The organism is Collinsella sp. An268, assembly GCF_002159765.1.
In the GTDB taxonomy this organism is placed as follows: domain Bacteria; phylum Actinomycetota; class Coriobacteriia; order Coriobacteriales; family Coriobacteriaceae; genus Coprousia.
Genome location: NZ_NFJH01000017.1, coordinates 1 through 21,359, shown reverse-complemented (window position 1 = coordinate 21,359; position 21,359 = coordinate 1). Strand labels below are relative to the sequence as shown.

The window sequence follows — 21,359 nt, the reverse complement described above, 5'->3', positions numbered from 1 at the left end:
GGGGGCCGAACCCCTTTTATGTCCGCACGCGATGATAGAACAACAGTACGGAACAAACGTTCTTTTTATGACAGGGCAGGGGGACATATGGAGCATGGTGGGCAGGGTGCGAGCGCCCCAAAAGGGCGGACGGCCGACGGTGGGTGCGCGCGCGGCGAGGCGCGGACCTACCTCTGCATCGACCTCAAAAGCTTTTATGCCAGCGTGGAGTGCGCGGATCGGGGGCTCGATCCTTTCTCGACCGATCTGGTGGTGGCCGATCCCGAGCGCAGCGCCAACACCATCTGCCTCGCCATCACTCCGGCGCTCAAGGCCAAGGGGGTCCGCAACCGCTGCCGTGTGCGCGAGATTCCCGTGGGACTGCCCTACCTGACGGCGGTGCCGCGCATGCGCCGCTATATGGAGGTGTCGGCGGAAATCTACCGCATATACCTGCGTTTCGTGGCACAGGAGGATATCCATGTCTACAGCGTGGACGAGTGCTTCATCGATGCCACGCCCTATCTGGGGCGCTACCAGCTTGGCGCCCGGGCCTTCGCGCGCAAGCTCATGGGGGCGGTGCGGGATCAGACGGGCATTGCGGCGACGGCGGGCATCGGCCCCAACCTGTTTCTCTGCAAGGTGGCGCTCGACATATGCGCCAAGCATGCCGACGACGGTATCGGGATGCTCGATGAGGCGACGTTCATGCGCGACATCTGGTTTCATCACCCCCTGACCGATATCTGGGGCATCGGCCACGGCATTGCGCGACGGCTTGCGGAGAGGCGCATCTACGACTTGGCGGGCATCTGCGCCGAGGACCCGACTGTGCTCAGGCGCCTGTTTGGTAAAAACGCCGAGCCCCTTATCGACCATGCGTGGGGGCTCGAGCTGGCCACCATCGCCGATATACGAGGCTATGTGCCCCGGGCGCGGTCGCTCTCCAACGGGCAGGTGCTGATGCGCGATTATTCGTTTGACGAGGCGCGCACCATCGTGCGTGAGATGGCGTTCGGAAGCGCTCTCGACCTAGCGGAGAAGGGGTGTGCCTGCGGGTCGGTGGGGCTGTACGTCGGATATTCCCGCGGTATGCTCGCCCGGCCGGAGGACCTTATGGCAGAAGGGGTGGCAGCGCTGCACGGGGGCGGCGAGCGCCGCCTGCGGCAGCCGACGGCCTCCGAGCGCGAGATTGCGCGCGTGCTGCTGGCGCTCTACGACGGGACGGTGAGCCGCTGTGCGCAGATCCGGCGCGTGTGCATCGCGCTCGGCGAGGTCGTGCCGGCGGGTACGGGCCAGCTCTCGCTGTTTGGGGACGCGGCCGCCCTCGCGCGCGATGAGGAGGTGGCGCGCGCAGCGGTGCGGGTGCGCCGCCGCTTTGGCCCGAATGCCCTGCTGCGGGGTACGAGTCTGCGGCCCGAGGCCAACGCGCGCGAGCGGAACCGCCAGATTGGGGGACACCGTGCGTGAGGGGTGTGGGGATGCGCGCCGCCGCGCAGAGCTTCTCTCTGCGCTCCCGGGGGCGGATGCTTGGCCGGGTCTGCCGGCGGACGAGCGGGCACGGCGCGCGGCCGTTCTGCGGGATATACGCCAGCGCATCGAGCGGGACGGTCCCCGTCGCCCGTGCGCAGACAGCGGGCGCGGGCGGCTCTTCATGCCGTTTGCGGCGCTCAAGGGTTTTGAAGAGCTGATTGAGGGCGAGGCGCGCGATGCGGGCCGCCAGTAAGGAGGGAAGCGTCGTCGCGCGTCGCGGGCGGGCCCCCACGGCAGCTAGCGGGCGGTCAGGGCGACAGGGCAGCTCTCGCGATAGGCGCGGGGGCTTTGCCCCACCATCTGCGAGAAGCGGTACGAGAAGTTGCTCTCGCTGTTAAAGCCCACCAGCGACGCAATCTTGCCCACCTTGTAGTCCGTCTCGGCCAGAAGCTCCTTGGCACGGGTGATGCGATAGCGCAGCAGATGGTCGTAGGGTGTGGTGCCGAGGTTCTGGCGGAAGAGCTTGAGCAGGTAGGATTTGCTCACCTGCGCCGTGCGCGCAAGGTCGTCGAGCGTGAGGGGCTCGGCATAGGCGCGCTCGATAAGCTCACAGGCGCGCCGCACAGCCTCGTCGCCGAGGGCGGACTCGGAGCCCGCCTGCGCGGCGCCCACCATCTCGGCCAGCAGCGTGTGGATGGCAAGGCCCACCACGGCGGCGGGGAGGATGCCGGGCAGCTCCAAGTTGGTGGCGATGGCGGCAAACTGGCGTCGGGCGACGGGCTCGGCCAGATCGACGGGCCGCGGCGTACCCACGTCGAGCGTGGCGGCCATGGCGGCGACGCCGGGTCCGTCGATGTGCGCCCACAGGTGGTACCAGCGCTCGGCGCCTGCGCGCGTGCGGTAGCGCTGCGGGGTGCGGCAGTCGATCAGCAGGGCGGAGCCGGGGCGCAGCGTGACGGTGCGGCCGTTCTGCTCGAGCGTGCCCTCGCCATCGAAGGTATAAAAAAGCTCGTAGCTGTCCTTTTCGGTGCGCTCGGTAAAAAACTCGCGATGGGCGTAGAACGTCCCTTCCTCCGTCGCCCAGAAGGGCTGGGCGAGCTCGTGCTCTCCGGGGGTGGTGCGGATCCATGTGCTGCGTTCCTCCACGTCGAGCTTATAGGTCAGCATGACTACCCCCTGTGTGCGATATCTCGAAGCGACAAAGCGAATAATGAGTATGGAGCGTATTCTTCTCCAAAAATATACTGCAAGCATACAAGGTCGCGCTCCGGAGTGGACGGCGGGCTGGCAGGCGGCGCGTGAGTATCGGCAGCCGGCGTCTGGGGAGCGCATAGAGGAGGGCGGTGTGGGAATGCGTCACGTAGCAGTCGACATCGGCGCCTCAAGCGGGCGTCATATCGTGGGCGAGGTGGTAGACGGCAAGATCCGGCTGACCGAGGTCTACCGCTTCGACAACACGCTCGTCGAGAAGAACGGGCATCTCTGCTGGGATATCGATGCGCTCGCCGAGAACGTGATCCAGGGGCTCGCCGCTGCGCACGAGCAGGGGCTGACGCCCGACACGGTGGGCATCGACACGTGGGCGGTCGACTATGTGCTGCTCGACGAGGAGGGCAAGCGCATCGGCGATGCGGTCGCCTATCGCGACGGGCGCACGGAGGGCATCCGCGAGGAGCTCGAGCGCACGGGCGCCGTCACGTTCGCGGAGCATTACGAGCGCACGGGCATCCAGTTCCAGCGCTTCAACACCGCCTATCAGCTCGTGGCGCACAAGCGCGAGCACCCCGAGGAGCTCGAGCGCGCCAAGACATTCCTCATGGTTCCCGACTACCTGGGTTACGTCCTGACGGGCGAGGTCGCCAACGAGTACACCAACGCTTCGACGACGGCGCTCGTGGACGCGCGCACGCGCACGTGGGATGACGAGCTCATCGCGCGTCTGGGTCTGCCGCGCGCAATCTTCCCGCCCATCAGCGAGCCGGGGCATGAGCTCGGTCGCCTCGCGCCCGCCATACGCGAGCGCGTGGGCTTCGACTGCCGGGTCGTGCTCCCCGCGACGCACGATACCGGTTCGGCGTGGCTTGCCGTGCCCGCGTCCGACCCTGCTGCCGCCTATCTCTCCAGCGGCACGTGGAGCCTGCTCGGCTGCGAGAACACCGAGCCCCTGACGGGTGTGGCGAGCGCGCAGGCCAACTTCACCAACGAGGGCGGCGCGTACGGCACCTACCGCTACCTCAAGAACATCATGGGTATGTGGATGGTGCAGAGCGTCCGCCGCGAGCTCGGGCCGCGCGACGACGGCAAGCTGCCGAGCTTCGATACGCTTATCGACGAGGCCTTCGCCGCACGTGGCGACTTCCCCGTGCTCGACGTGGACGCCGACCGCTTCCTCGCGCCGGCATCGATGGTCGAGGAGGTTCGCGCCGCATGCCGCGAGGCGGGCGGGCCCGTGCCGGAGACGCCGGGCGAGCTCGTGCGCTGCATCTACGATGCGCTGGCGGCCGACTACGCCCGTACCGTCATCGAGCTCGGTGAGCTCACGGGCACGCCGCGCACCTGCATCAACATCGTGGGCGGCGGCAGCCAGAACCGCTATATGAACCAGGCGACCGCCAACGCCTGCGGCATTCCCGTCTTTGCCGGGCCCACCGAGGGCACGGCGCTCGGCAACCTGATGGCGCAGATGATCGCTGCCGGCGAGTTCGCCGACCTCTCTGAGGCGCGCGCCTGCGTGGCGCGCAGCTTCGACGTGCGCAAGATCGAGCCCGCGCGGTAACGCGCCCTGCCCAGCAACCCGACGACCAGAAACGAGGAAAATGATGTCCGCAACCCCGCACAGCGCAGCAGCACCCCTCGCGCCGCTGGTGGAGACCCGCGCCAAGATCGGCGTGTTCTCCATCGCGCTCGGCGCGTACCTGCCGCAGTTTCCCGAGCTCGTTCCCAATTTCGAGCAGCAGTACGCCGCGTTCAAGGCAACGCTGCCGGCGACAATCGACCTTATCGACGGCGGCATGGTGACCACCAAGGAGCAGGCCCAGGAGGCGGGCGATATGTTCCGCGCCGCCGACGTCGACCTCGTCATCCTCCAGATGCTCACCTATGCCACGTCCTACAACGTTCTGCCCGCGGTGCGCGACCTCAACGTGCCCGTGGTGGTGGTGAACGTGCAGAAGAAGGCACAGCCCGACTACGCCGCGACCGATATCCCCACCTGGCTGGGCGACCTCTACGCGTGCGGCGCCCCGGGTGAGGTCGTGGCTGACCTCAACCGGGCGGGCAAGCGCCATGCCGTCATCACCGGCGTGGTCGAGGGCGGCGACCCGGAGGTCGCGCGCGAGATCGACGCATGGTGTCGCGCTGCGCAGGTGCGCCGCCGTCTGCGCCGCACCAACATCGCCCAGATCGGGCGTCCCTACCCGGGTATGATGGACCTCTACATCGACGAGACCAACCTCTACAACCGTCTCGGCCTCTACACCAAGCAGTTTGACTGGGAGAAGATGTGGGCCATCGCCGACGACGTGAACGACCAGGCCGCCATCGACGCCAAGGCGGCCGATATCTTGAATACCTTTGATGTCGAGGGCGGCGCCAACGTCTCAGACGAGCCCATCCAGGAGATGGCGCGCTACGTGCTCGCGTTCGAGCAGTGGGTCAAAGACGAGGAGATCGGACTGGTGGCAAGCCATTACGACGGTTTTGCGCAAGGGCAGGCCGGCGTGCTGGACTCCATGCTCATCCCCGCGTTCTCGATGCTCATCAAGCAGGGGACGGCCTGTGCGGTCGAGGGCGATATGAAGGTCGCCGTTGCCATGAGCATCTTGAAGACCATCGCCGGCACGGGGCAGCTCTCGGAGATGTATTCCATCGATTTCCCCGAGGACATCGTCATCATCGGGCATTCGGGCTCCGGCGATGCGGCGATTTCCACCGCGCGCAAGCCCACCCTCAAGGTGGTGCCGGTGTTCCACGGCAAGACCGGCGGCGGTTACCTCACGCAATTCTATCCGGGGCTCGGTACGGTGACGTTCCTCGGTATCACGCAGGACGGCGACGGTCACTTCAAGTTTGTGGTGGCCGAGGGTGAGAACGTCGACGGCCCCATCTTCACGTTCGGTGACACCAACATGCGCATGAAGTTCTCGATTGGCGCGCGTGCGTTTATGAACCGCTGGAACGAGACCGGCCCCACGCATCACATGGCGGCGGCTCTCGGCAGCCATACGGATACGATCCTCAAGGTCGCGAAGATTCTGGACGTGCCCGTCGAGGTCGTCTGCCGGTAATAGTTCATTTGGGGACGGGGTCGTTACAGGTCATTTTCCTCAAAACGACCCCGTCCCAAAAGCAATCCCAAAAGCAATCAGGGGGCGGGTCCCATCCATCCCTTCAGACAAGAGACCAGAAGAGAGGAACAACCATGACTGACATTCTGAAGACGCCGGCGCTTGAGGGCTTTATCCGCATGTGCGAGGACGGCTGGCTGCAGGGCTGGCACGAGCGCAACGGCGGCAACCTCACCTACCGTATGACCGAGGGCGATGTCGAGGCGGCGCGCCCGGCGTTTGCCGAGGAGCCCCGCGAGTGGCATGAGATGGGCGTCACCTGCGAGAACCTCTCCGGTGAATACTTCATCACCACCGGCTCGGGCAAGTATTTCCGCAACGTCCCGCTCGCACCCGCGAAGAACATCGGCATCGTCGAGATCAACGAGGCGGGCAGCGCTTGGCGCATCGTGTGGGGCCTCGAGGACGGCGCCGTGCCCACGAGCGAGTTCCCGACCCACTTTATGAACCACAGCGTGCGCAAGCGCGTGACCGACGGTGCCAACCGCGTGATCTACCACTGCCACGCGACCAACGTGATCGCGCTCACCTACGTGCTGCCGCTTACGGACCGCGACTTCACCCGCCCGCTTTGGCAGAGCGCCACGGAGTGCCCGGTCGTCTTCCCCGAGGGCGTGGGCGTAGTGCCGTGGATGGTTCCCGGCGGGGTCGACATCGCCAAGGCGACGAGCGTCCTCATGGAGACCTATCAGGCGGCGGTTTGGTCGCAGCACGGGCTCTTCGCGTCGGGCCCGGATTTCGATACGACGTTTGGCCTCGCGCACACCATCGAGAAGAGCGCCGAGATCTACGTGAAGGTGCTCTCGACCGGTCGGCCCATCCTGCAGACCATCGAGGACGACAGCCTGCGCGCCATCGCCCGCGACTTCGGCGTGAAGCTCAACGAGGCGTTTTTGGGCTAGCCGGGCAGCCGTCGCGACAGCGACGCGTCGCCGCTCTGCTCAAGCCAGCATTAAGACCCCTGCCGCCCGGCGGGGGTCTTTGGTATCAAGCCGCTTCCTCTATTTTAGTAGGAGAATTCACTCTATTTTGGAGTGGATATCTCCTCTATTTTGGTGCAGGAGAATCCTCTATTCTGGAATGCGAATATCCTCTAAAATGGAATGCAGCAGCTAGAAAGGGTGAAGCGAAGATGATACAACATGGATCGCTCAAGCCAAGAGGATATCGTCCGCGTATCAGAGACCAGCTGCTGCGCGAGCTACTCGACACGTTTTGCGCGGTTGAGGTTGCGGGTACCATGTGGTGCGGAAAGACGTGGACGTCTCTTTCATTTGGAGAGAGTGAAACGCGTGTGGGCAGGCCAAGCGTGCGGCGCATTGTCGAGGCGGATCCCGAGACGGCGCTTGTGGGCGCGCGTCCGCATGTGATTGACGAGTGGCAGGATGTTCCCGCGCTTTGGGACGCCGTGCGCGATGCGGTTGATTCTGGCGAGTTGGCCCACGGATCATTGCTGCTAACGGGATCGTCAACGCCGGCAAAAGACCAGGTTGGCCATAGCGGTGCGGCGCGCATCGCCAAATTGCGCATGCGCACCATGTCGCTTGCCGAAACAGGGGAGTCGAGCGGGGCCGTCTCGCTCGCGGGATTGTTTCAAGGGTCATTCGAACCCCACCTGGTGCAGCAGGGATTGCGCCCTCTGGCGCAGATTATCTGCCGTGGCGGATGGCCTGCCTTACTCAATGCAGACGATGCCGCGGCTTCACGCTATCTCGACGCCTATTTCGATGCGATTTTTGACGTCAGCATGGCCAAGCGCGGGTTCAGCGGGGGCGATGCGCGCCGCGTCGCCCTTGCTTTGGCACGCACGGTCGGCACATCGGCAAAGTTGGAGACAATAGGGACCGATGCTTTTGGCGAGGAGACCGCGACGGCCTCGGCATCAAAGCGCGCGTCCCGATACGTTGAAGCTTTTAAAGCGCTTTACATGATCGAGGAGGTGCCGGGGTGGGACGCGCCCGTGCGTTCCAAGAGCCGCTTGCGCGTAAAACCGAAGCGCTATTTTGCCGACCCGTCGTTGGCGGCGAACCTTTTGCAGGTTACACCAGAACGCCTGCTTGTTGACGGGCAGCTGTTCGGCGTGCTGTTTGAGGCGCTCTGTATGCACGATCTCATGGTGTATGCTTCGGCGCTCCCTCAAGCGCAAGCGCAGCCCGTGCGGTACTACCGAGATTCCGATGGTCTCGAGGTGGATGCAATCATCGAACTGCGCGATGGCCGTTGGGCCGGCATAGAGATAAAGCTGGGCGAAAACGGGGTTGAGAGCGGGTTTGCCGCCCTCGATCGTCTGCGCAGAAAGATCGCGCGCAACCCGGCGGCGCGCAACCCCGAGCCGGCTTTCATGGCCGTGCTCGTGGGTGCCGGCGAGTTTGCGCGCTACGATGCCGGAGCGGACGCGTACGTAGTTCCCCTCACGGCGCTTGGCGCCTGAGATTGCGCTGGATCCTCGGGGCTCGCGGGGGAGAAGGGGTCCGCGCCGTATGCGTTTGGCGCCATTATCGCAGCGGGGAGGTTCTATATTCCTGAGGGGTCATCCCCGCATACTCGTGGAAACGCCGATAGAACTGCGTGAGGTTGGAGATGCCCACGTTCTGGGCGATTTTGTAGATGGGCTCTTGGGAGTTGCGGAGCATGCGGATCGCGTGGCGCATGCGTTCCTCGTTGACGAGCTGCTTGAACGTGTGCGCCGTTTCGCGTTTGATATAGGCGCTCAAGTAGGACGTGTCGTAGCCGAGTTCGTCGGCAAGGGCGCTCAGGCGCCCCTCTCGGTAGTGCTGCGCCACATACTCGTGTATGCGTCCCACGAGCTCCGAATCTTTTTTGACGCTCTCCTGCGAGGCGATGTCGGGCTCGTTCGACCTGATGAGATGGGTGATGAGGGCGGCGCAGAGGTCGGCGAGCATCCGCTTCTAAATCTCGCGACGCGCGCGGGCGTTTCAGTGGTGAGGGAGGCCTAGGCCAAGCGCACCGGTCCGTTCTGCTGTGCGCTAGTCTGTCTCGCGTTCTGGCGCGGCGGCGCCCTGAGGCTATCGCCTTCAGGGAGCCGTCGCGCCTGCTGTCGGTTCGATAGGGTATAAAGGCGTGCGTACGGTCAGGCGCTCACGAGAGGGGAATCGCATGAAGGCGCTGCTCATCAATGGAAGCCCGCACAAGCGGGGCGTTACCAACCTGGCGTTGGAGACGGTGGCCGAGGGTCTTGCCGAGGGCGGGTGCGGTGCCGAGATTGTCTGGCTGGGCGCGAAGCCCATTTCGGGCTGTTTGGCGTGCGGTCGATGCCGCGAGACCGGCAGGTGCGTGGTGGATGATATCGTGAACGAGCTCATCCCCAAGGCTCAAGAGGCCGACGGCATCGTTATCGGCTCGCCGACGCATTATGCGGCGGCGACCGGCCAGGTGACGAGCGCCATGCACCGCCTGTTCTATACCGGTGCGGTCGATTGGTCCGGTAAGGTGGGCGCCGCAGTGGTCAACAGCAGGCGCGGCGGCGAGACGACGGCATTCGATCAGCTCAACAAGTATTTCACCATATCGGGCATGCCGATCGTAAGCTCCTATTACTGGAACGAGCTCTATGGGAACACGCCGGAAGAGGCCGCGCAGGACGCGGAGGGCCTCGCGGTTATGCGTCAGCTGGGCCGCAATATGGCGTGGCTCATCGCGTGCATCAAAGATGGCGCGGAGGCCGGGCACCCCTATCCGGGTCGCGTGCACCGCGCGCAGACGAATTTCATTCGCTAGCGCACGCGCGCCCCTCGGTTGGACGCAGGTTGGGGACCAAGGTAAACACAACGTTCCGTTTTGCGTGTACTGCTTGTGCATACCCAGGGGGCCCAGGTATACACAAACCGGGCGTTTGCGTATACCTGGTCAAAGGGGCGGTTGCAGGGGCGGCGGTTAGCGCAGGGTCACCGGACCCAAGATGCCCGTCGGTTCTGTGGGCTCGCTCATCGAGAAGTAGTCGCACATCTGGTGGTCGACGGTGTTGATCACCTCCACCACGAGTTCGTGCTCGCCGGCGGGAAGGTCGCCGACGGCAAAGGTGTAGGGCGGTGCGATGCGGACGCCGAGCGCGGCGCCATCGACCCGGGCCTCGGCAGTTTCGTATACGTCGCCCAAATCAAGCGTGACCCGGGTGCGATCCGCGGCAAGGGTGAACGTCGTGCGGTAGCGGAACGTGCCCGCGCAGCCGGGGAAGGCCTCCTGGTCGAGGTCTGCCAGTTCGTCGAGCTGCTGCTCGGTGCCAAAGGCGGGGTAGGCGCGGGCGCTCGCGTGGGCGACGTGCCAAGGGCCCGCGATGTCGAGGGTGTCGGGCGCCGCCCCGGGCGCGACAGCGTCTGCGGCAGAGACATCCGCCGTGGCGCCGGCGACAATGAGGCAGGACTCGTACGGGGCGAGCGCGAGCGCGCCGTCAAACGAGGTGCTCCCACCGTTCAGCACATCATGGCGCACGCCGGTAAGGGGCGCGAGCTCGCCATCGGCGCCGCGTACCGAGAGCTCGGTGGCAAGCGCGGCGCGCGGGTGCTCGTTTACGCAGAAGTAGTACTCCTCGGGCGGCTCGCCCGCGGCGGCCGCGCCGGTATAGTGGTAGACGCGCAACCACGGCACGTCGGCGGTGCCGCGCACATCGTCCAGGCGGGCATCGCGCACGGCGGCTGCCAGGGCGTCGAGGGCGACCACGTCAGCACCCGCCCATGCCGCGGGGTCGATGGCCGTGGCGCCCGTATCGCGTGCGCCGTCGCCGTCGTAGGTGCAGCGCGGCAGCTCGTCCACGGCGACAACCGTCACGCCCGCGGCGACGAGGCGCTGGCAGAACGCAAGCGTTGCCGCGCCCACAAACGCGCGCGCCGGAATCACCAGGCAGCGATACCTCTGGCCGTTGATCGAGAAGCCGTGGCCATCAGGGCAGACGTCCAGCGCATAGCGCCCCGCATCGGCGAACGCCTCCTCGGGCACGATATCGAAATCGATCTGCGCGCGGGTAAGCGCGCGGCATACGCGCTGGGCAGGTTGCGCGCGCCCCGCCCATGCGGCGTCGGCGTCGTAGAGCACGGCGGCGACCGGATGCGCCGTGCCGCCCGAGAGCAGCGTGGCCATACGGTTCAAATAGGTCATCAGGTGCCCAAAGTGGCGGAACTGCGGATTGTTGCCATGGGCGTAGAAGTGCGGCGGGCAGTCTCCGTCGGGGAACGCAGACATCGAGAACGCGTGCGGTACAAAGTAATTTACCCCGCGGACGAGGAAGTGGTCGGCGATCCACTTCATCTCGCGCAGGCCCTCGTGCCATCCAAAGGCGCCAAAGACCTCAGCCATGCAGCGCCCCTGCTTCTTGGGGTCGAGGTGCGCCGCCGAGCTGCCCATCTTGGGGAGCATGTAGTTGAAAAACGCAATATCCCACAGGCCGCGACCGTAGCTGTGGTAGCCATCGTCCACGCCCGGGACGAGCTGGTTGATGACGATGTCGACGCCCGCCATGTCCTGCCCGCCGATGGCGCGGAAGAAGTGGCCGGCGCCCGACCCCAGCCGCTCGTGCGCGCCCTTATCCTCAATCACGTGGCCGATGTGCATGACCCCGTGCGTGCGGCACCAGGAGCCGATGTTCTCGTCGAAGCACTCCCGGTAGAGCTCGGTCGCCACGTCCATGTAGGCGTGACGGGTCCGGGCGCCGGTCTCAGCACGGTCCCAAAGCTGGACGAGGGCGCCCCAGAAGGCGGTGTCGTCAGCGCAGTCGAGACGTGCGCGCAGGCGGCGCTCGAGTTCAGCGGACCACGGGAGCGGCATCGCCGCCTTGCCGATGAGGCTGTCGGAGCCGCCGTCGGCGTCTTTGCCGCTCTTCTCGTTGGCAAAGCCCGGCTCATCCGAGAAGAAGCCGAGGATCGTCTTGCCAAACTCGTCGCCCACATGCTCCCAATGCGGTTCGTAGATGGCCTCGATGAGCGTGTCGCACGACTCCTTGTCGACCATGTTGATGTAGTCGGGATTGTAGTCGATGCGCTTGCTCGTGGAGAGGACGTACACCTTGGTGGTGCCGGCGGGCACGTCGAAGACCAGGCGGTCGAGCCCTGCGGGTGCGGTCTTATTGAGCTGGGCGAGGGCGGCAAACATGGCATTCATTCCCTGTGCGGTGGCGTTGCCGCCTGCGGCCTCCGCTGCGGCAGGGGTGCCCTCCTCGGCGCGCTCGATGGGGCGGGCGGGCACCACGCGGTAATCGATGGCGACGGGCCCGTCGTCGGTGAGGCCTGCGATGCCCACGAACTGCGAGGTGGGGTCCAAGGGGTCGTTAAGGGGCACGGAAAGGCCGCGTGCGGGCCCCGCGACGTCATAGGTGCGGTGCGTGAGCACCACCTTGGCGCGTTCGGGATGCTCCTTCACCTGGCCGTTGGCGTATCCCGTGGGGAAGTGCGCGTCGTCCAAGATCCAGATCTTCATGCCGAGTCGCTTGCATTCGTCGATGACGAAGCGCAGGTCGCGCCACCAGCCGTCGCCGCAGAAATCGGGATGGGTTCGGCTCTCGAGGCAGACCTCGTGGATATCAGCTGCCGCGATCTTCTCCAGATAGACGGTGATGGTGGCGCGGTCCTCGCCTTTCATCCAGAGGAAGGGGAGGAGGTGGTTGCCGTAGGTGCCGTTCATAACGGCTTCTGAGCGGGTGGGCATGGTGCTCCTTTCTGATGGGCGGGACCCATCGCGTTGCTGCCCGTGCGGACGGTTCGAGGGCGCGAGCACGCCCGGCAATCGCATCGTGAGACTATGGTATGCCGCGCGGGGCAATGCGCTAATATCGGATTCATGTTAAAGACACTGACCATATCCACACACTCTCTAGGATGGACCGGATGGGGGCGATGGGGGTTGGCAAGACCGCACGAGAAGGGCGCCCATGGAGATCGCTGAGCTCAACCGCAGACTGGCGACGCTGTCGCCGAGTGAGCGACGTTACCAGCGGGGTGAGGCGTTTGACTGGGAGGCGGCTCATAGGCAGACGTCGTTCGAAGGCCGGCCGGTGTACGTGATGTCGCACGAGGCAGCGCCCGCATCGGCCCAGCACGATGGGGCGCTCGTCGTACCGGAAGCCCCACCGTTGGCGGGGAGCGTTGCCCTCCGGCGCAACTCGCGCTTCAATCCCGTGCCGGAGCATGTCCATCGCCACATCGAGATAAGCTATGTATACGCCGGCACGTGCCCGCAGACGATTGACGGCCGCGCCCTCACTCTGCAGGAGAACCAGGTGCTGCTGCTCGACACCAACTGCCCCCATGCCATCGGGGAGCTCGGCGCGGGCGACATCATGATGAGCCTCGTGCTCGAGCGCTCCTTTTTGCGCGAGAACCTGCTCGACACGTTCGCTCACGACGGCATCCTTTCGCAGTTTTTGATCAATGCCCTAAACGATCAGGCGGATCACAACCGATACGTGCGCTTTCATTCCGAGGGCAGTCGCCGCGTGCGCCGCTATTTTCAGGAGCTCATGTGCGAGTACTACGACCCCTCGAGCAACGCCGACCGCATCATCATGAACCTCCTGCAGCTGCTGTTTGCCGAGCTCATCGGTGTATACGAGGCGGATTATCAGCAGCGTGCCACTACGGGCGGCGCGGTGTCGGCGCTCGATCTTGTGCGCTATATCGAGCAACACTACCGCGACGTCACGCAGGAGGGCGTCGCCCGGCACTTCGCCATCAGCCCCAACTACGTCTCGGTGCTGCTCAAGCGCCATACGGGCATGACGTTTATGCAAGCGGTGCAGGCGCAGCGCCTGGGCCATGCCGCGAGCCTTCTGCGCAATACCGACCGTCCTGTTGAGGAGGTTGCGCACGAGGTGGGATACGAGAACCTGACGTTTTTCTACCGTAAGTTCCGCGGTGCGTATAGGGCGACGCCCGCCGCCTACCGAGACGAGCACCGCGGCCACAAAAAGACGGCTCGTCGGCAGTAGCGCCAACGAGCCGTCTTGTGTGGGACGCTGCGTGAGCCTTGAGGGCTATTCGTTCCCGGCGCTCGCGCCCGGTCCGCCGGAGACCACGATGGTGACGGTGGTTCCGAGGTCCTGCGTGCCGGTGGGGCTGTAGTTGATGACGGTGCCCTCGGCAACCGTTGTGCTGGTCTGGTATTGGACCTGCACCTGGAAGCCCGCATTCTCGAGCGCACTGCGGGCGCTCGACTCCGTCTGGCCCGTCACGCCGGGGACCGCTCCCGTCGGTGTGGGCTGGGGCCCGAGCGAGATGACGAGCTCGATGGTCGTACCCGGCGCCACGTTGCCGCCCGGGTTGTAGCTGATGACGTTGCCGGCGCCCATCGTATCGTCATACGTGCTCGTCGTCGTGTAGGAGAGCTCGAGCTCGTCGAGCATCTGCTTGGCCGTCGCCTCGTCGTAGCCGCGCAGGTCGGGAACGGCCACGGTATCGGGGCCCGTCGAGACCTTGTACGAGATGGATGTGCCCTCATCGACCTCGGTGCCTGCCTCCTGCGTCTGCTCAAAGACGGTGCCCTCGTCGGCATCGTTGGCCTCCTCGGTGGGGATGCCCACGAGCCCGGCGTCCTTCAGCAGCTGCTCCGCCTCCTCGGCGGTCTTGCCCACCAGGTTGGGGACCTTCACCTTCTCCACCGGCTCTTCGCCGCGCGACACCGTGAGGTCGATCTTGGTGCCCTCGGCCTCCTGCAGGCCGCCCGAAGGCGTTTGGCCCATAATCTCGTTCTCTTCGAACTCGTCGCTATAGCCAGGGGTGATCTCGCCCACCTCAAAGCCCGCCGCCTCGATCTCGGCGCGCGCCTCGTCGAGCGTCTTACCCAGCACGTTGGGGACGGTCGCGGTGCTGCCCCCGCCGAGCATGCTCATGGCGATGGCGGCTGCGATGCCAATCACCGCGATGGCGGCGATCACCGCGGCGACGATCTTGCCCGTGCCGCCCTTCTTCTCCTCCTGGGTATAGGAGCCCGTGTTGCCGAGGTTGCCGGGGCGCGGGTTCGACGTCGTGCGCTGCGCCTCCACGGCCGGGCGCACCATCGCGCGCGTCGCGTCGCTCATGACGCGCGTCTCAGTCGCGCCGGCGCCCGGGACTGCGGCCGCACCCGCGATGACCCTCGTGGGCTCGGGTACGTCCACGGTGCGGCCCGCGAGATAGTTGTTGAGGACCTGGCGCAGCTCGTCGGCAGACTGGAAGCGCATGGCAGGGTCCTTCTCCATGCACTTCAGGATGATGCGCTCGAGGTCGGCGTCGACGCTCGGGTTCACCTGCGAGGGCGGGACGGGGATCTCGTTCACCTGTTTCAGCGCCACCGAGATGGCGTCGTCGCCGTCAAAGGGCACGCGGCCGGTTGCGCACTCGTACATCACCACGCCGAGCGAGTAGATATCCGAGGTGGGGCCGAGCTCCTGGCCGCGCGTCTGCTCGGGGGAGACGTAGTGCGCCGTTCCGAGCACGTTGTTGTCCTGCGTCAGGTGGCTGTTCTTGGCGCGGGCGATGCCAAAGTCCATCACCTTGATGTTGCCATCGGGCAGAACCATGATGTTTTGCGGCTTGATGTCGCGGTGGATGATCTCGTGCTTATGCGCGACGGAGAGCGCGCCGCAGATCTGGCTGCCGATCTGGGCGACCTTCTTGGGATCGAGGGCGCCGTGGGCGCGGATGCCACTTTTGAGGTCGGTGCCGCGCAGGAACTCCATCACGATGTAGTACGTGTCGCCGTCTTTGCCCCAGTCGTATACGCCCACGATGTAGGGGCTCTGCAGGCCCGCGGCGGCTTGCGCCTCCTGCTTGAAGCGCGCGGCAAACGTGGCGTCGGCCGCGTACTGCGGCAGCATGATCTTGACGGCGACGGTGCGGTCGAGCACCTGGTCCTGGGCGCGGTAGACGGTCGCCATGCCGCCCGTGCCCACCCTATCTTTAAGGAGGTACCTTCCCCCGAGCACCTGCTGTTCCATTACTTGCTCCTCATCTGCGTCTGTGCTTCATCTCAGTTAAGGGCGACATGCCCTTAGGGTTACCGTTTGCGGAGTGTCGCTTATGCCCTCACCGTTCTCACACCCCCAGGATGCTGAGCGTTTGGGCGAGCACCTGGCCGGCGATGGACGCCGCCGTGATCTCGTGGTCGTAGTAGTTCTCGATCACGACCGAGATGGCGACGACGGGTGAGTCGTACGGCGCAAAGCCGATGAACGTCGAGTTGGCGTTCTCCTTCGACGTCTCGCCCGTGCCCGTCTTGCCGGCAACCTCCACGCCGCGCACCTGCGCCTCGTAGCCCGTACCAGATTCGACGACGTCGAGCATCGCCTCGCGGACCTGCTCGGCGGTGCCCGCGCTCACGGCCTGGCCGAGCGAGCGGGGCTGCGTCGTGCTGATAACGGTGCCGTTGGGGGCGAGGATCTGGCTCACGACGTAGGGGTTCATGGCGATGCCGCCGTTGGCGATGGCCGCTGCGATCACGGCGTTTTGCATGCACGTGACCTGCGGGCCGGGCTCGTGGCCCTGGCCGACGGGCTGCCCGGCGCCCGCCCAGGCGAGCTCCCATTCCGTCATCACCGACGGGTCGGGCATGATGGAGGGCGTGGTGGAGAAGTCTTGGCCGAGCGACTGGCCAAACCCAAAGGCGTTCGCCTGGTTGACGAGCGTCTCGGCGCCGAGGTCGCGGGCCAGCTGGCCGTAGGCGACGTTGGACGACACGGCAAACGCGCGGCGGAGCGAGATGGTGCCGTAGCCGATGTCGTCGGCATTGGTGACGGCAGCGCCGCCGATCTCCATCTCGGCCGGAGCGCTATAGGTGGTGTCGAGCGTCGCTGCGCCGGACTCGAGCGCCGCGGAGAGCGTGACGGTCTTAAACGTGGAGCCGGGCGTGTAGAGCGCCTGCGTGGCGCGGTCGAAAAGCGAGGCGGAGGCGTCCTCGCCCGTGATGGCGCCCGCGGGGTTGGCGTTGTCGTAGGTGGGGTTGCTCGCACGGGCGAGCACGGCGCCGGTCGAGGGGTTGAGCACGACGATCGCGCCGGAGAGCCCGGAGTTCTCGAGCGCGCTCTCGGCAGCCGCCTGAATGCGCGAGTCGATGGTGAGCTGCACCGAGTTGCCCGGCTGGGCGATGCCGGCGAGCGACTCGATGGCGTTCTCCCAGCTCGAGTAGTCCTCAGAACCGGTCAGCGTATCGTTCATCGAGTTCTCGATACCCGTGGACCCGTACTGCGTCGAGTAGTAGCCCACGGTGTGCGCGGCGAGGTTGCCGTTGGGGTAAGAGCGGGTGTAGGTGCCGTCCTCCTGGCGTATGGACTCGGCGAGCGTGAGGCCGTCCGAGGTGATGATGGAGCCGCGCTGGATGTAGGCGGCGCGGGTGATGGTGTGGTTGTTGCCCGTCATGTTCTGGTACTCATCGGCCTTGATGACCTGAATATAGGTGAGGTTACCGATGAGGACGGCAAAGAGCGCCGTAAAGAAGAAGACGGTGCGCGTCAGGCGCTTGGCGAGGGCGACGCGGCCGAGCACGCCGGACTCCGGCGTATCGAGCAGGCGCCGCCGCATACGGGAGCCGGGGCGCGCGTGCGAGCCTCCCGGAGCGGCAGCACTCGCCGCGCTCCGCGAGAAGATGCGGGTGCCCGCCTTGGTCACGCCGGTGACGCCCGGGGCGCCTTGGGCGCGGACCTCGCCGAGGGCGGGGAGCGCCTCCATCACGCCCGTGCCGGTGAGCTCCGTCTCGCGGCCGGTCGCCTCGTCGCCAGCGCGCAGCAACAGGGCGACCACGATAAAGCTCGCCAGAAGCGACGAGCCGCCCTGGCTCATAAACGGCAGGGTCACGCCCGTGAGCGGGATGAGCCTCGTCACGCCGCCCACGATAAGGAACGCCTGGAACGAGATGGAGGCGGTGAGGCCCACGGCGCTAAAGGCAGTGAGGTCGCTCTTGGCGCGGGCGGCCGTGGTGAGCGCGCGCACCGCGAAGAGCATGAAGAGCAGAAGCACCGCCGAGGCGCCGAGCAGCCCCATCTCCTCGCCGATGGTGGCGAAGATGAAGTCGCTCTCCACGACCGGGATGTTGGAGGAGAGACCGCGGCCGATGCCCGTGCCCACCAGGCCGCCGTCGGCGAGCGAGTAGAGCGACTGCACGAGCTGGTAGCCGGTGTTCTGCGCGTCGCTGAACGGGTCGAGCCAGATGGCGACGCGGGTCTGCACGTGGGACATCACCTGGTACATGCCAAAGGCGCCGATCGCAAAGAGCACGATGCCGATGAGCACATACGAGAAGCGCCCCGTCGCAACGTAGAGCATGATGAGGAAGATGGTGTAGAAGAGCAGCGCGCTGCCGAGGTCGCGCTCGAAGGCGACGATGATGAGGCAGACGCCCCACACCACAAAGAGCGGTGCCAAAAGGCGCAGGCGCGGGATCTTGAGGCCCAGGATGGTGCGGTTGGAGGCAGCGAGCAGCTCGCGGTTCTCGGCGAGGTAGCCCGCCAGGAACAACACGATGAACACCTTGGCGAACTCGCCGGGCTGGATGGTGAAGAGCCCGAAGAAGTTGATCCAGAGCTTGGAGCCGCCCTGCTCGGTGCCGATGAAGATGGGCAGGATGAGCAGCACGATGCCCGCGATGCCAAATGTGTACTTATAGCGCGCCACCACGTCCAGGTTTCTCACCGCGGCGAGTGTGGCGACCATGAGCGCGATGGATACGAAGAGGTATACGAGCTGGTTCATGGCGAGGTCGGGCGCGAGGCGCGTCACAAACGTGATGCCGATGCCCGAGAGCACGAACACGATGGGGAGGATGGCGGGGTCGGCGCCGGGTGCGAGCAGGCGCACGGCGATGTGCGCCGCGGCAAAGGCGGCGAAGAGCCCGAGCGGGACGGCGAGGGTGGAGAAGGTGATGGCCGTGCCCGTGTTGGCGACATAGAGGGCGTAGAGCAGCGTTACCGGAAACGCTGCGGCGATGAGAAGCAGAAGTTCGGTGGTGCGGCGGCTCACTGGGCGCCTCCTTCCTCGGCATCTTGGGTGGGAGCGACGGTGTCGGCAAGCGTGGAGGCGTCGGCTCCCTCGCCTGCCGCGGCGTCCCCGCCCGTATCGGCGGCGCCGCCGGCAGCGCTCTCGGCGGCACGGGCCGTCTCAGAGCGCTGCGCCTGCTCGGCAAAGATCTGCCGGCGGTACTCGTTGAGGACGTTGCGCGCCTCCTCGATGGAGTGCTGTGTGATGCCCTCTTGGAGGCGGCGCTGGGTGTCCTCGGGCAGGTCGGTCACCTCGATCTCGCTGTCGTCCTCGAGCTGGCTGAGCGAGATGCCCATGAACGAGCCGGGAACTCCGGTGTAGATGGCTACGCGGCCGTCCTCGATGCCGAGGTAGACGGAGTTTGTGATGGTGTTCATGATGGCGAAGGCGGCGATGGCAAGCGCCGCGACAACGGCGACCACCGCGATGAGGACGTTGCGCTTGCGGCGCCTGAGCGCCTCGCGCAGCCGGCCGTCGTCCACCACGTCGACGACCACCACCGTGACGTTATCCGAGCCACCGGCGGCAAGTGCGGCGTCGACGAGGTTGTCGACGCAGATCTGCGCGGTGGGGGACTGGTTGGCGATGTTTTCGATCTCGCCGTCGGGGATCATGGACGAGAGGCCGTCCGAGCAGAGGATGAGGCGGTCGCCCTCCTCGATATTGAGTTGGAAGTGGTCGGCGTACATCGCCGGATCGGAGCCGAGCGCGCGCGTGATGACGGAGCGGTTGGGATGGACGCGCGCCTCGTCGGCGGTGATCTCGCCGGCGTCGACGAGCTCCTCCACATAGGAGTGGTCGCGCGTCACGCGGATGAGCGTGCCCTCGTGGACGAGGTAGGCGCGCGAGTCGCCCACGTGCGCGATGGCGAGCTGCGTGCCCTCGATATAGGCCGCGGTGGCGGTGCACCCCATGCCGGGCCGCCCGACGCCCTCGGCTGCCGCCCGGATGATGGCGGCGTTGGCGGCCTCGACGGCCCGCGCCAGCTGGGCGGGGTCGGCGGAGGTGGGGGCGTGCTGGGCGATGGTCTCGACCGCGATGGACGAGGCGACCTCGCCGGCGGCGTGGCCGCCCATGCCGTCGGACACGCAGAAGAGCGGCGACTGCACGAGGTAGGAGTCCTCGTTGTGCGTGCGCACGCAGCCCACGTCGGAGCGCGCGCCCCACATGAGGTTGACGGTGGTGCCGGCGTCGTAGGTCGAGTCGGTGTCGATGCGGTCCTCGGGGATCGCTTGGAAGCTCTGCGTCGAGCCGGGGTCAGCGAGGCGCGCCTCGACCTCGTCGACGTCGATCTCTGCCGTGGTCGCGGGCGATACGGGCTCGGCGGGCTCTTCTGATGCCGGAGAGGCCGTAACGGCGTCCGCGGTCTCGGGCGCACCGGGGAGCGGAGACGCCTGGGGCGCGTCCGGCGCGGCGTCAGCGGAATCCGCCTCGGGGGCGAGCGGGGCGTCCACGTGCTCGGCCGAGCCGCGCACGGGGGTCAGGCGCTCGGCAAAGAGCGCGTCCTCGCGGGGGTCGTCCGCCTCGTCCTCAACCGGGGCGCTCGGTGCGGCGTGGGCGCCGATGGGCGCGCGGTCGGCGTCGAGCGGCATCTCGGCGTTATGGAGCTCCTCGGCCGTCATCGGCGATTCACTTTCATGACGACGTCACCGATCTGGACCTCGTCGCCCTCGCGCAGCGTGGCGGGCTCTACCAGCGGGCGGCCGTTGACGAGCGTGCCGTTAAGCGAGTTCAAGTCCTCGATGACGAGCGCCGGGCCCTGCAGGGAGAAGCGCGCATGGCTCGCCGAGACGAAGGGCTCGTTGATGCAGATGTCTGACGACGGCGAGCGGCCCACGATGACGGGGCCGAGCATGTCGACGTGGATGCCGCGGATGCCGCGGGGGCCCTTGTCGACGTCGATGGTCCAGATGGCGGAGTCGCGCCGCTGACCGCGCACGAGTCCCACGCCCGTCTTCATGACGGCGAACAGGAAGATGTAGAGGATGGCGACGAGAACGATGCGCCCGATGAACAGGATGATGTCGATCATAAGGCTATCAGCCCCTGAACTCGAAGGTGGAGAGCCCGAAGGTCACCATATCGCCGCTGCGCAGGGGGCAGCGGGTGATGCGGCGGTTGTTGACGAGCGTGCCGTTGGTGGAGTTGAGGTCCTCGATGGACCAGTCCTGACCCGTGTAGGTGAGCTGGGCGTGGCGGCGGCTGACGTTGGGGTCGCGCAGCGTCACGTCGGTGGCGGCGCGCTCGCGGCCGATGACGCACGTCTGGCCGGTGACCTCGTGCACGTCGCCGGTGACGACGTCGATGAGCTGGGCGAGCGGCGGGAGCGCCACCTGCGCGCGGGAGCTCACCATGTTGTTGGCAACGCTCGCGCCCACGCGGGCGCCGCCCGTGGCGGCGGCACCGCCCACGCCGTCGAGCTGGGCGCGGGTGACCGTCTTGGGGACGGGGATGGGCGCGGCGGCGTCGGCGAGCGGCGCGAAGGGGTCGCGCTCGGCAAAGGCTCCGGCGGCGGCGCCTGCCGCGGCGCCCGCCGCTGCGGCGGCTGCCGGGGCGGCGATGTCGGGCATGCGGCTAGCGCGCGGAGCGGGAGCGGGCTCGGGTGCGGGGG

At 66.4% G+C, this 21,359-nt stretch carries 16 protein-coding genes; 8 read left to right on the top strand and 8 right to left on the bottom strand.

Going from position 1 to position 21,359, the window contains the following annotated elements:
• Positions 1–87: 87 nt before the first annotated feature.
• Both B5F70_RS10160 and B5F70_RS10155 read left to right on the top strand, forming a co-directional pair.
• Positions 88–1,449 carry a hypothetical protein gene (locus B5F70_RS10160; protein WP_087205456.1) on the top strand — a complete coding sequence of 454 codons (1,362 nt, stop codon included), beginning with the start codon at positions 88–90 and terminating at the stop codon, positions 1,447–1,449.
• The gene (locus B5F70_RS10155; RefSeq protein ID WP_087205455.1) at positions 1,442–1,705 is read left to right on the top strand and encodes a hypothetical protein; all 264 of its coding nucleotides are present in this window, start codon (positions 1,442–1,444) and stop codon (positions 1,703–1,705) included. Before B5F70_RS10160 ends, B5F70_RS10155 begins: the two co-directional genes overlap by 8 nt.
• 44 nt (positions 1,706–1,749) lie before the next feature.
• On the opposite strand, the gene B5F70_RS10150 is transcribed toward B5F70_RS10155, so the two are convergent.
• Positions 1,750–2,619 carry an AraC family transcriptional regulator gene (locus B5F70_RS10150; protein WP_158094986.1) on the bottom strand — a complete coding sequence of 290 codons (870 nt, stop codon included), beginning with the start codon at positions 2,617–2,619 and terminating at the stop codon, positions 1,750–1,752.
• A gap of 184 nt (positions 2,620–2,803) precedes the next feature.
• On the opposite strand from B5F70_RS10150, the gene rhaB reads away from it, so the two are divergent.
• The 4 genes from rhaB (at position 2,804) to B5F70_RS10130 (ending at position 8,229) form a co-directional block, all read left to right on the top strand.
• Positions 2,804–4,228, top strand: a complete 1,425-nt coding sequence (gene rhaB / locus B5F70_RS10145; protein ID WP_087205453.1) for a rhamnulokinase — start codon at positions 2,804–2,806, stop codon at positions 4,226–4,228.
• A 43-nt stretch (positions 4,229–4,271) separates the two neighbouring features.
• Positions 4,272–5,738 carry an arabinose isomerase gene (locus B5F70_RS10140; RefSeq protein WP_087205452.1) on the top strand — a complete coding sequence of 489 codons (1,467 nt, stop codon included), beginning with the start codon at positions 4,272–4,274 and terminating at the stop codon, positions 5,736–5,738.
• A 134-nt stretch (positions 5,739–5,872) separates the two neighbouring features.
• A complete protein-coding gene (gene rhaD / locus B5F70_RS10135; RefSeq protein ID WP_087205451.1) occupies positions 5,873–6,700 on the top strand; it encodes a rhamnulose-1-phosphate aldolase in 828 nt (275 codons plus the stop codon).
• A gap of 338 nt (positions 6,701–7,038) precedes the next feature.
• Positions 7,039–8,229 (top strand): DUF4143 domain-containing protein, encoded by a 1,191-nt coding sequence (locus tag B5F70_RS10130; RefSeq protein WP_158094985.1) that lies wholly within the window; start codon positions 7,039–7,041, stop codon positions 8,227–8,229.
• Positions 8,230–8,293: 64 nt separating this feature from the next.
• Here B5F70_RS10130 and B5F70_RS10125 read toward each other — a convergent pair whose 3' ends face one another.
• The gene (locus B5F70_RS10125; RefSeq protein ID WP_087205449.1) at positions 8,294–8,701 is read right to left on the bottom strand and encodes a helix-turn-helix domain-containing protein; all 408 of its coding nucleotides are present in this window, start codon (positions 8,699–8,701) and stop codon (positions 8,294–8,296) included.
• 214 nt (positions 8,702–8,915) lie between these two features.
• On the opposite strand from B5F70_RS10125, the gene B5F70_RS10120 reads away from it, so the two are divergent.
• Positions 8,916–9,536, top strand: coding sequence for a flavodoxin family protein (locus B5F70_RS10120; RefSeq protein ID WP_087205448.1), 621 nt, complete (start codon positions 8,916–8,918; stop codon positions 9,534–9,536).
• Positions 9,537–9,692: 156 nt separating this feature from the next.
• Here the strand turns inward: B5F70_RS10120 and B5F70_RS10115 are convergent, their stop codons facing one another.
• The gene (locus tag B5F70_RS10115; RefSeq protein WP_087205447.1) at positions 9,693–12,452 is read right to left on the bottom strand and encodes a hypothetical protein; all 2,760 of its coding nucleotides are present in this window, start codon (positions 12,450–12,452) and stop codon (positions 9,693–9,695) included.
• 223 nt (positions 12,453–12,675) lie between these two features.
• Here B5F70_RS10115 and B5F70_RS10110 point away from each other — a divergent pair, with 223 nt between their 5' ends.
• Complete coding sequence (locus B5F70_RS10110; RefSeq protein WP_087205446.1) at positions 12,676–13,731, top strand: AraC family transcriptional regulator; 1,056 nt, start codon at positions 12,676–12,678, stop codon at positions 13,729–13,731.
• Between the two features lie 45 nt (positions 13,732–13,776).
• Here the strand turns inward: B5F70_RS10110 and pknB are convergent, their stop codons facing one another.
• From pknB to B5F70_RS10085, 5 genes are all read right to left on the bottom strand, one after another.
• A complete protein-coding gene (gene pknB, locus B5F70_RS10105; protein ID WP_087205445.1) occupies positions 13,777–15,717 on the bottom strand; it encodes a Stk1 family PASTA domain-containing Ser/Thr kinase in 1,941 nt (646 codons plus the stop codon).
• 97 nt (positions 15,718–15,814) lie between these two features.
• On the bottom strand, positions 15,815–18,730 hold the full coding sequence (locus tag B5F70_RS10100) for an FtsW/RodA/SpoVE family cell cycle protein (RefSeq protein ID WP_087205444.1): 2,916 nt from the start codon (positions 18,728–18,730) through the stop codon (positions 15,815–15,817).
• Positions 18,727–20,370 carry a Stp1/IreP family PP2C-type Ser/Thr phosphatase gene (locus B5F70_RS10095; protein WP_087205443.1) on the bottom strand — a complete coding sequence of 548 codons (1,644 nt, stop codon included), beginning with the start codon at positions 20,368–20,370 and terminating at the stop codon, positions 18,727–18,729. The genes B5F70_RS10100 and B5F70_RS10095 overlap by 4 nt, the downstream gene beginning before the upstream one ends.
• Entirely contained in the window at positions 20,367–20,780 is a 414-nt protein-coding gene (locus B5F70_RS10090) for an FHA domain-containing protein (protein ID WP_087205442.1), read from the bottom strand. Before B5F70_RS10090 ends, B5F70_RS10095 begins: the two co-directional genes overlap by 4 nt.
• Positions 20,781–20,787: 7 nt before the next feature.
• Positions 20,788–21,359 (bottom strand): FHA domain-containing protein (locus B5F70_RS10085; RefSeq protein ID WP_241145975.1); only part of this gene is annotated, 572 nt, incomplete at its 5' end.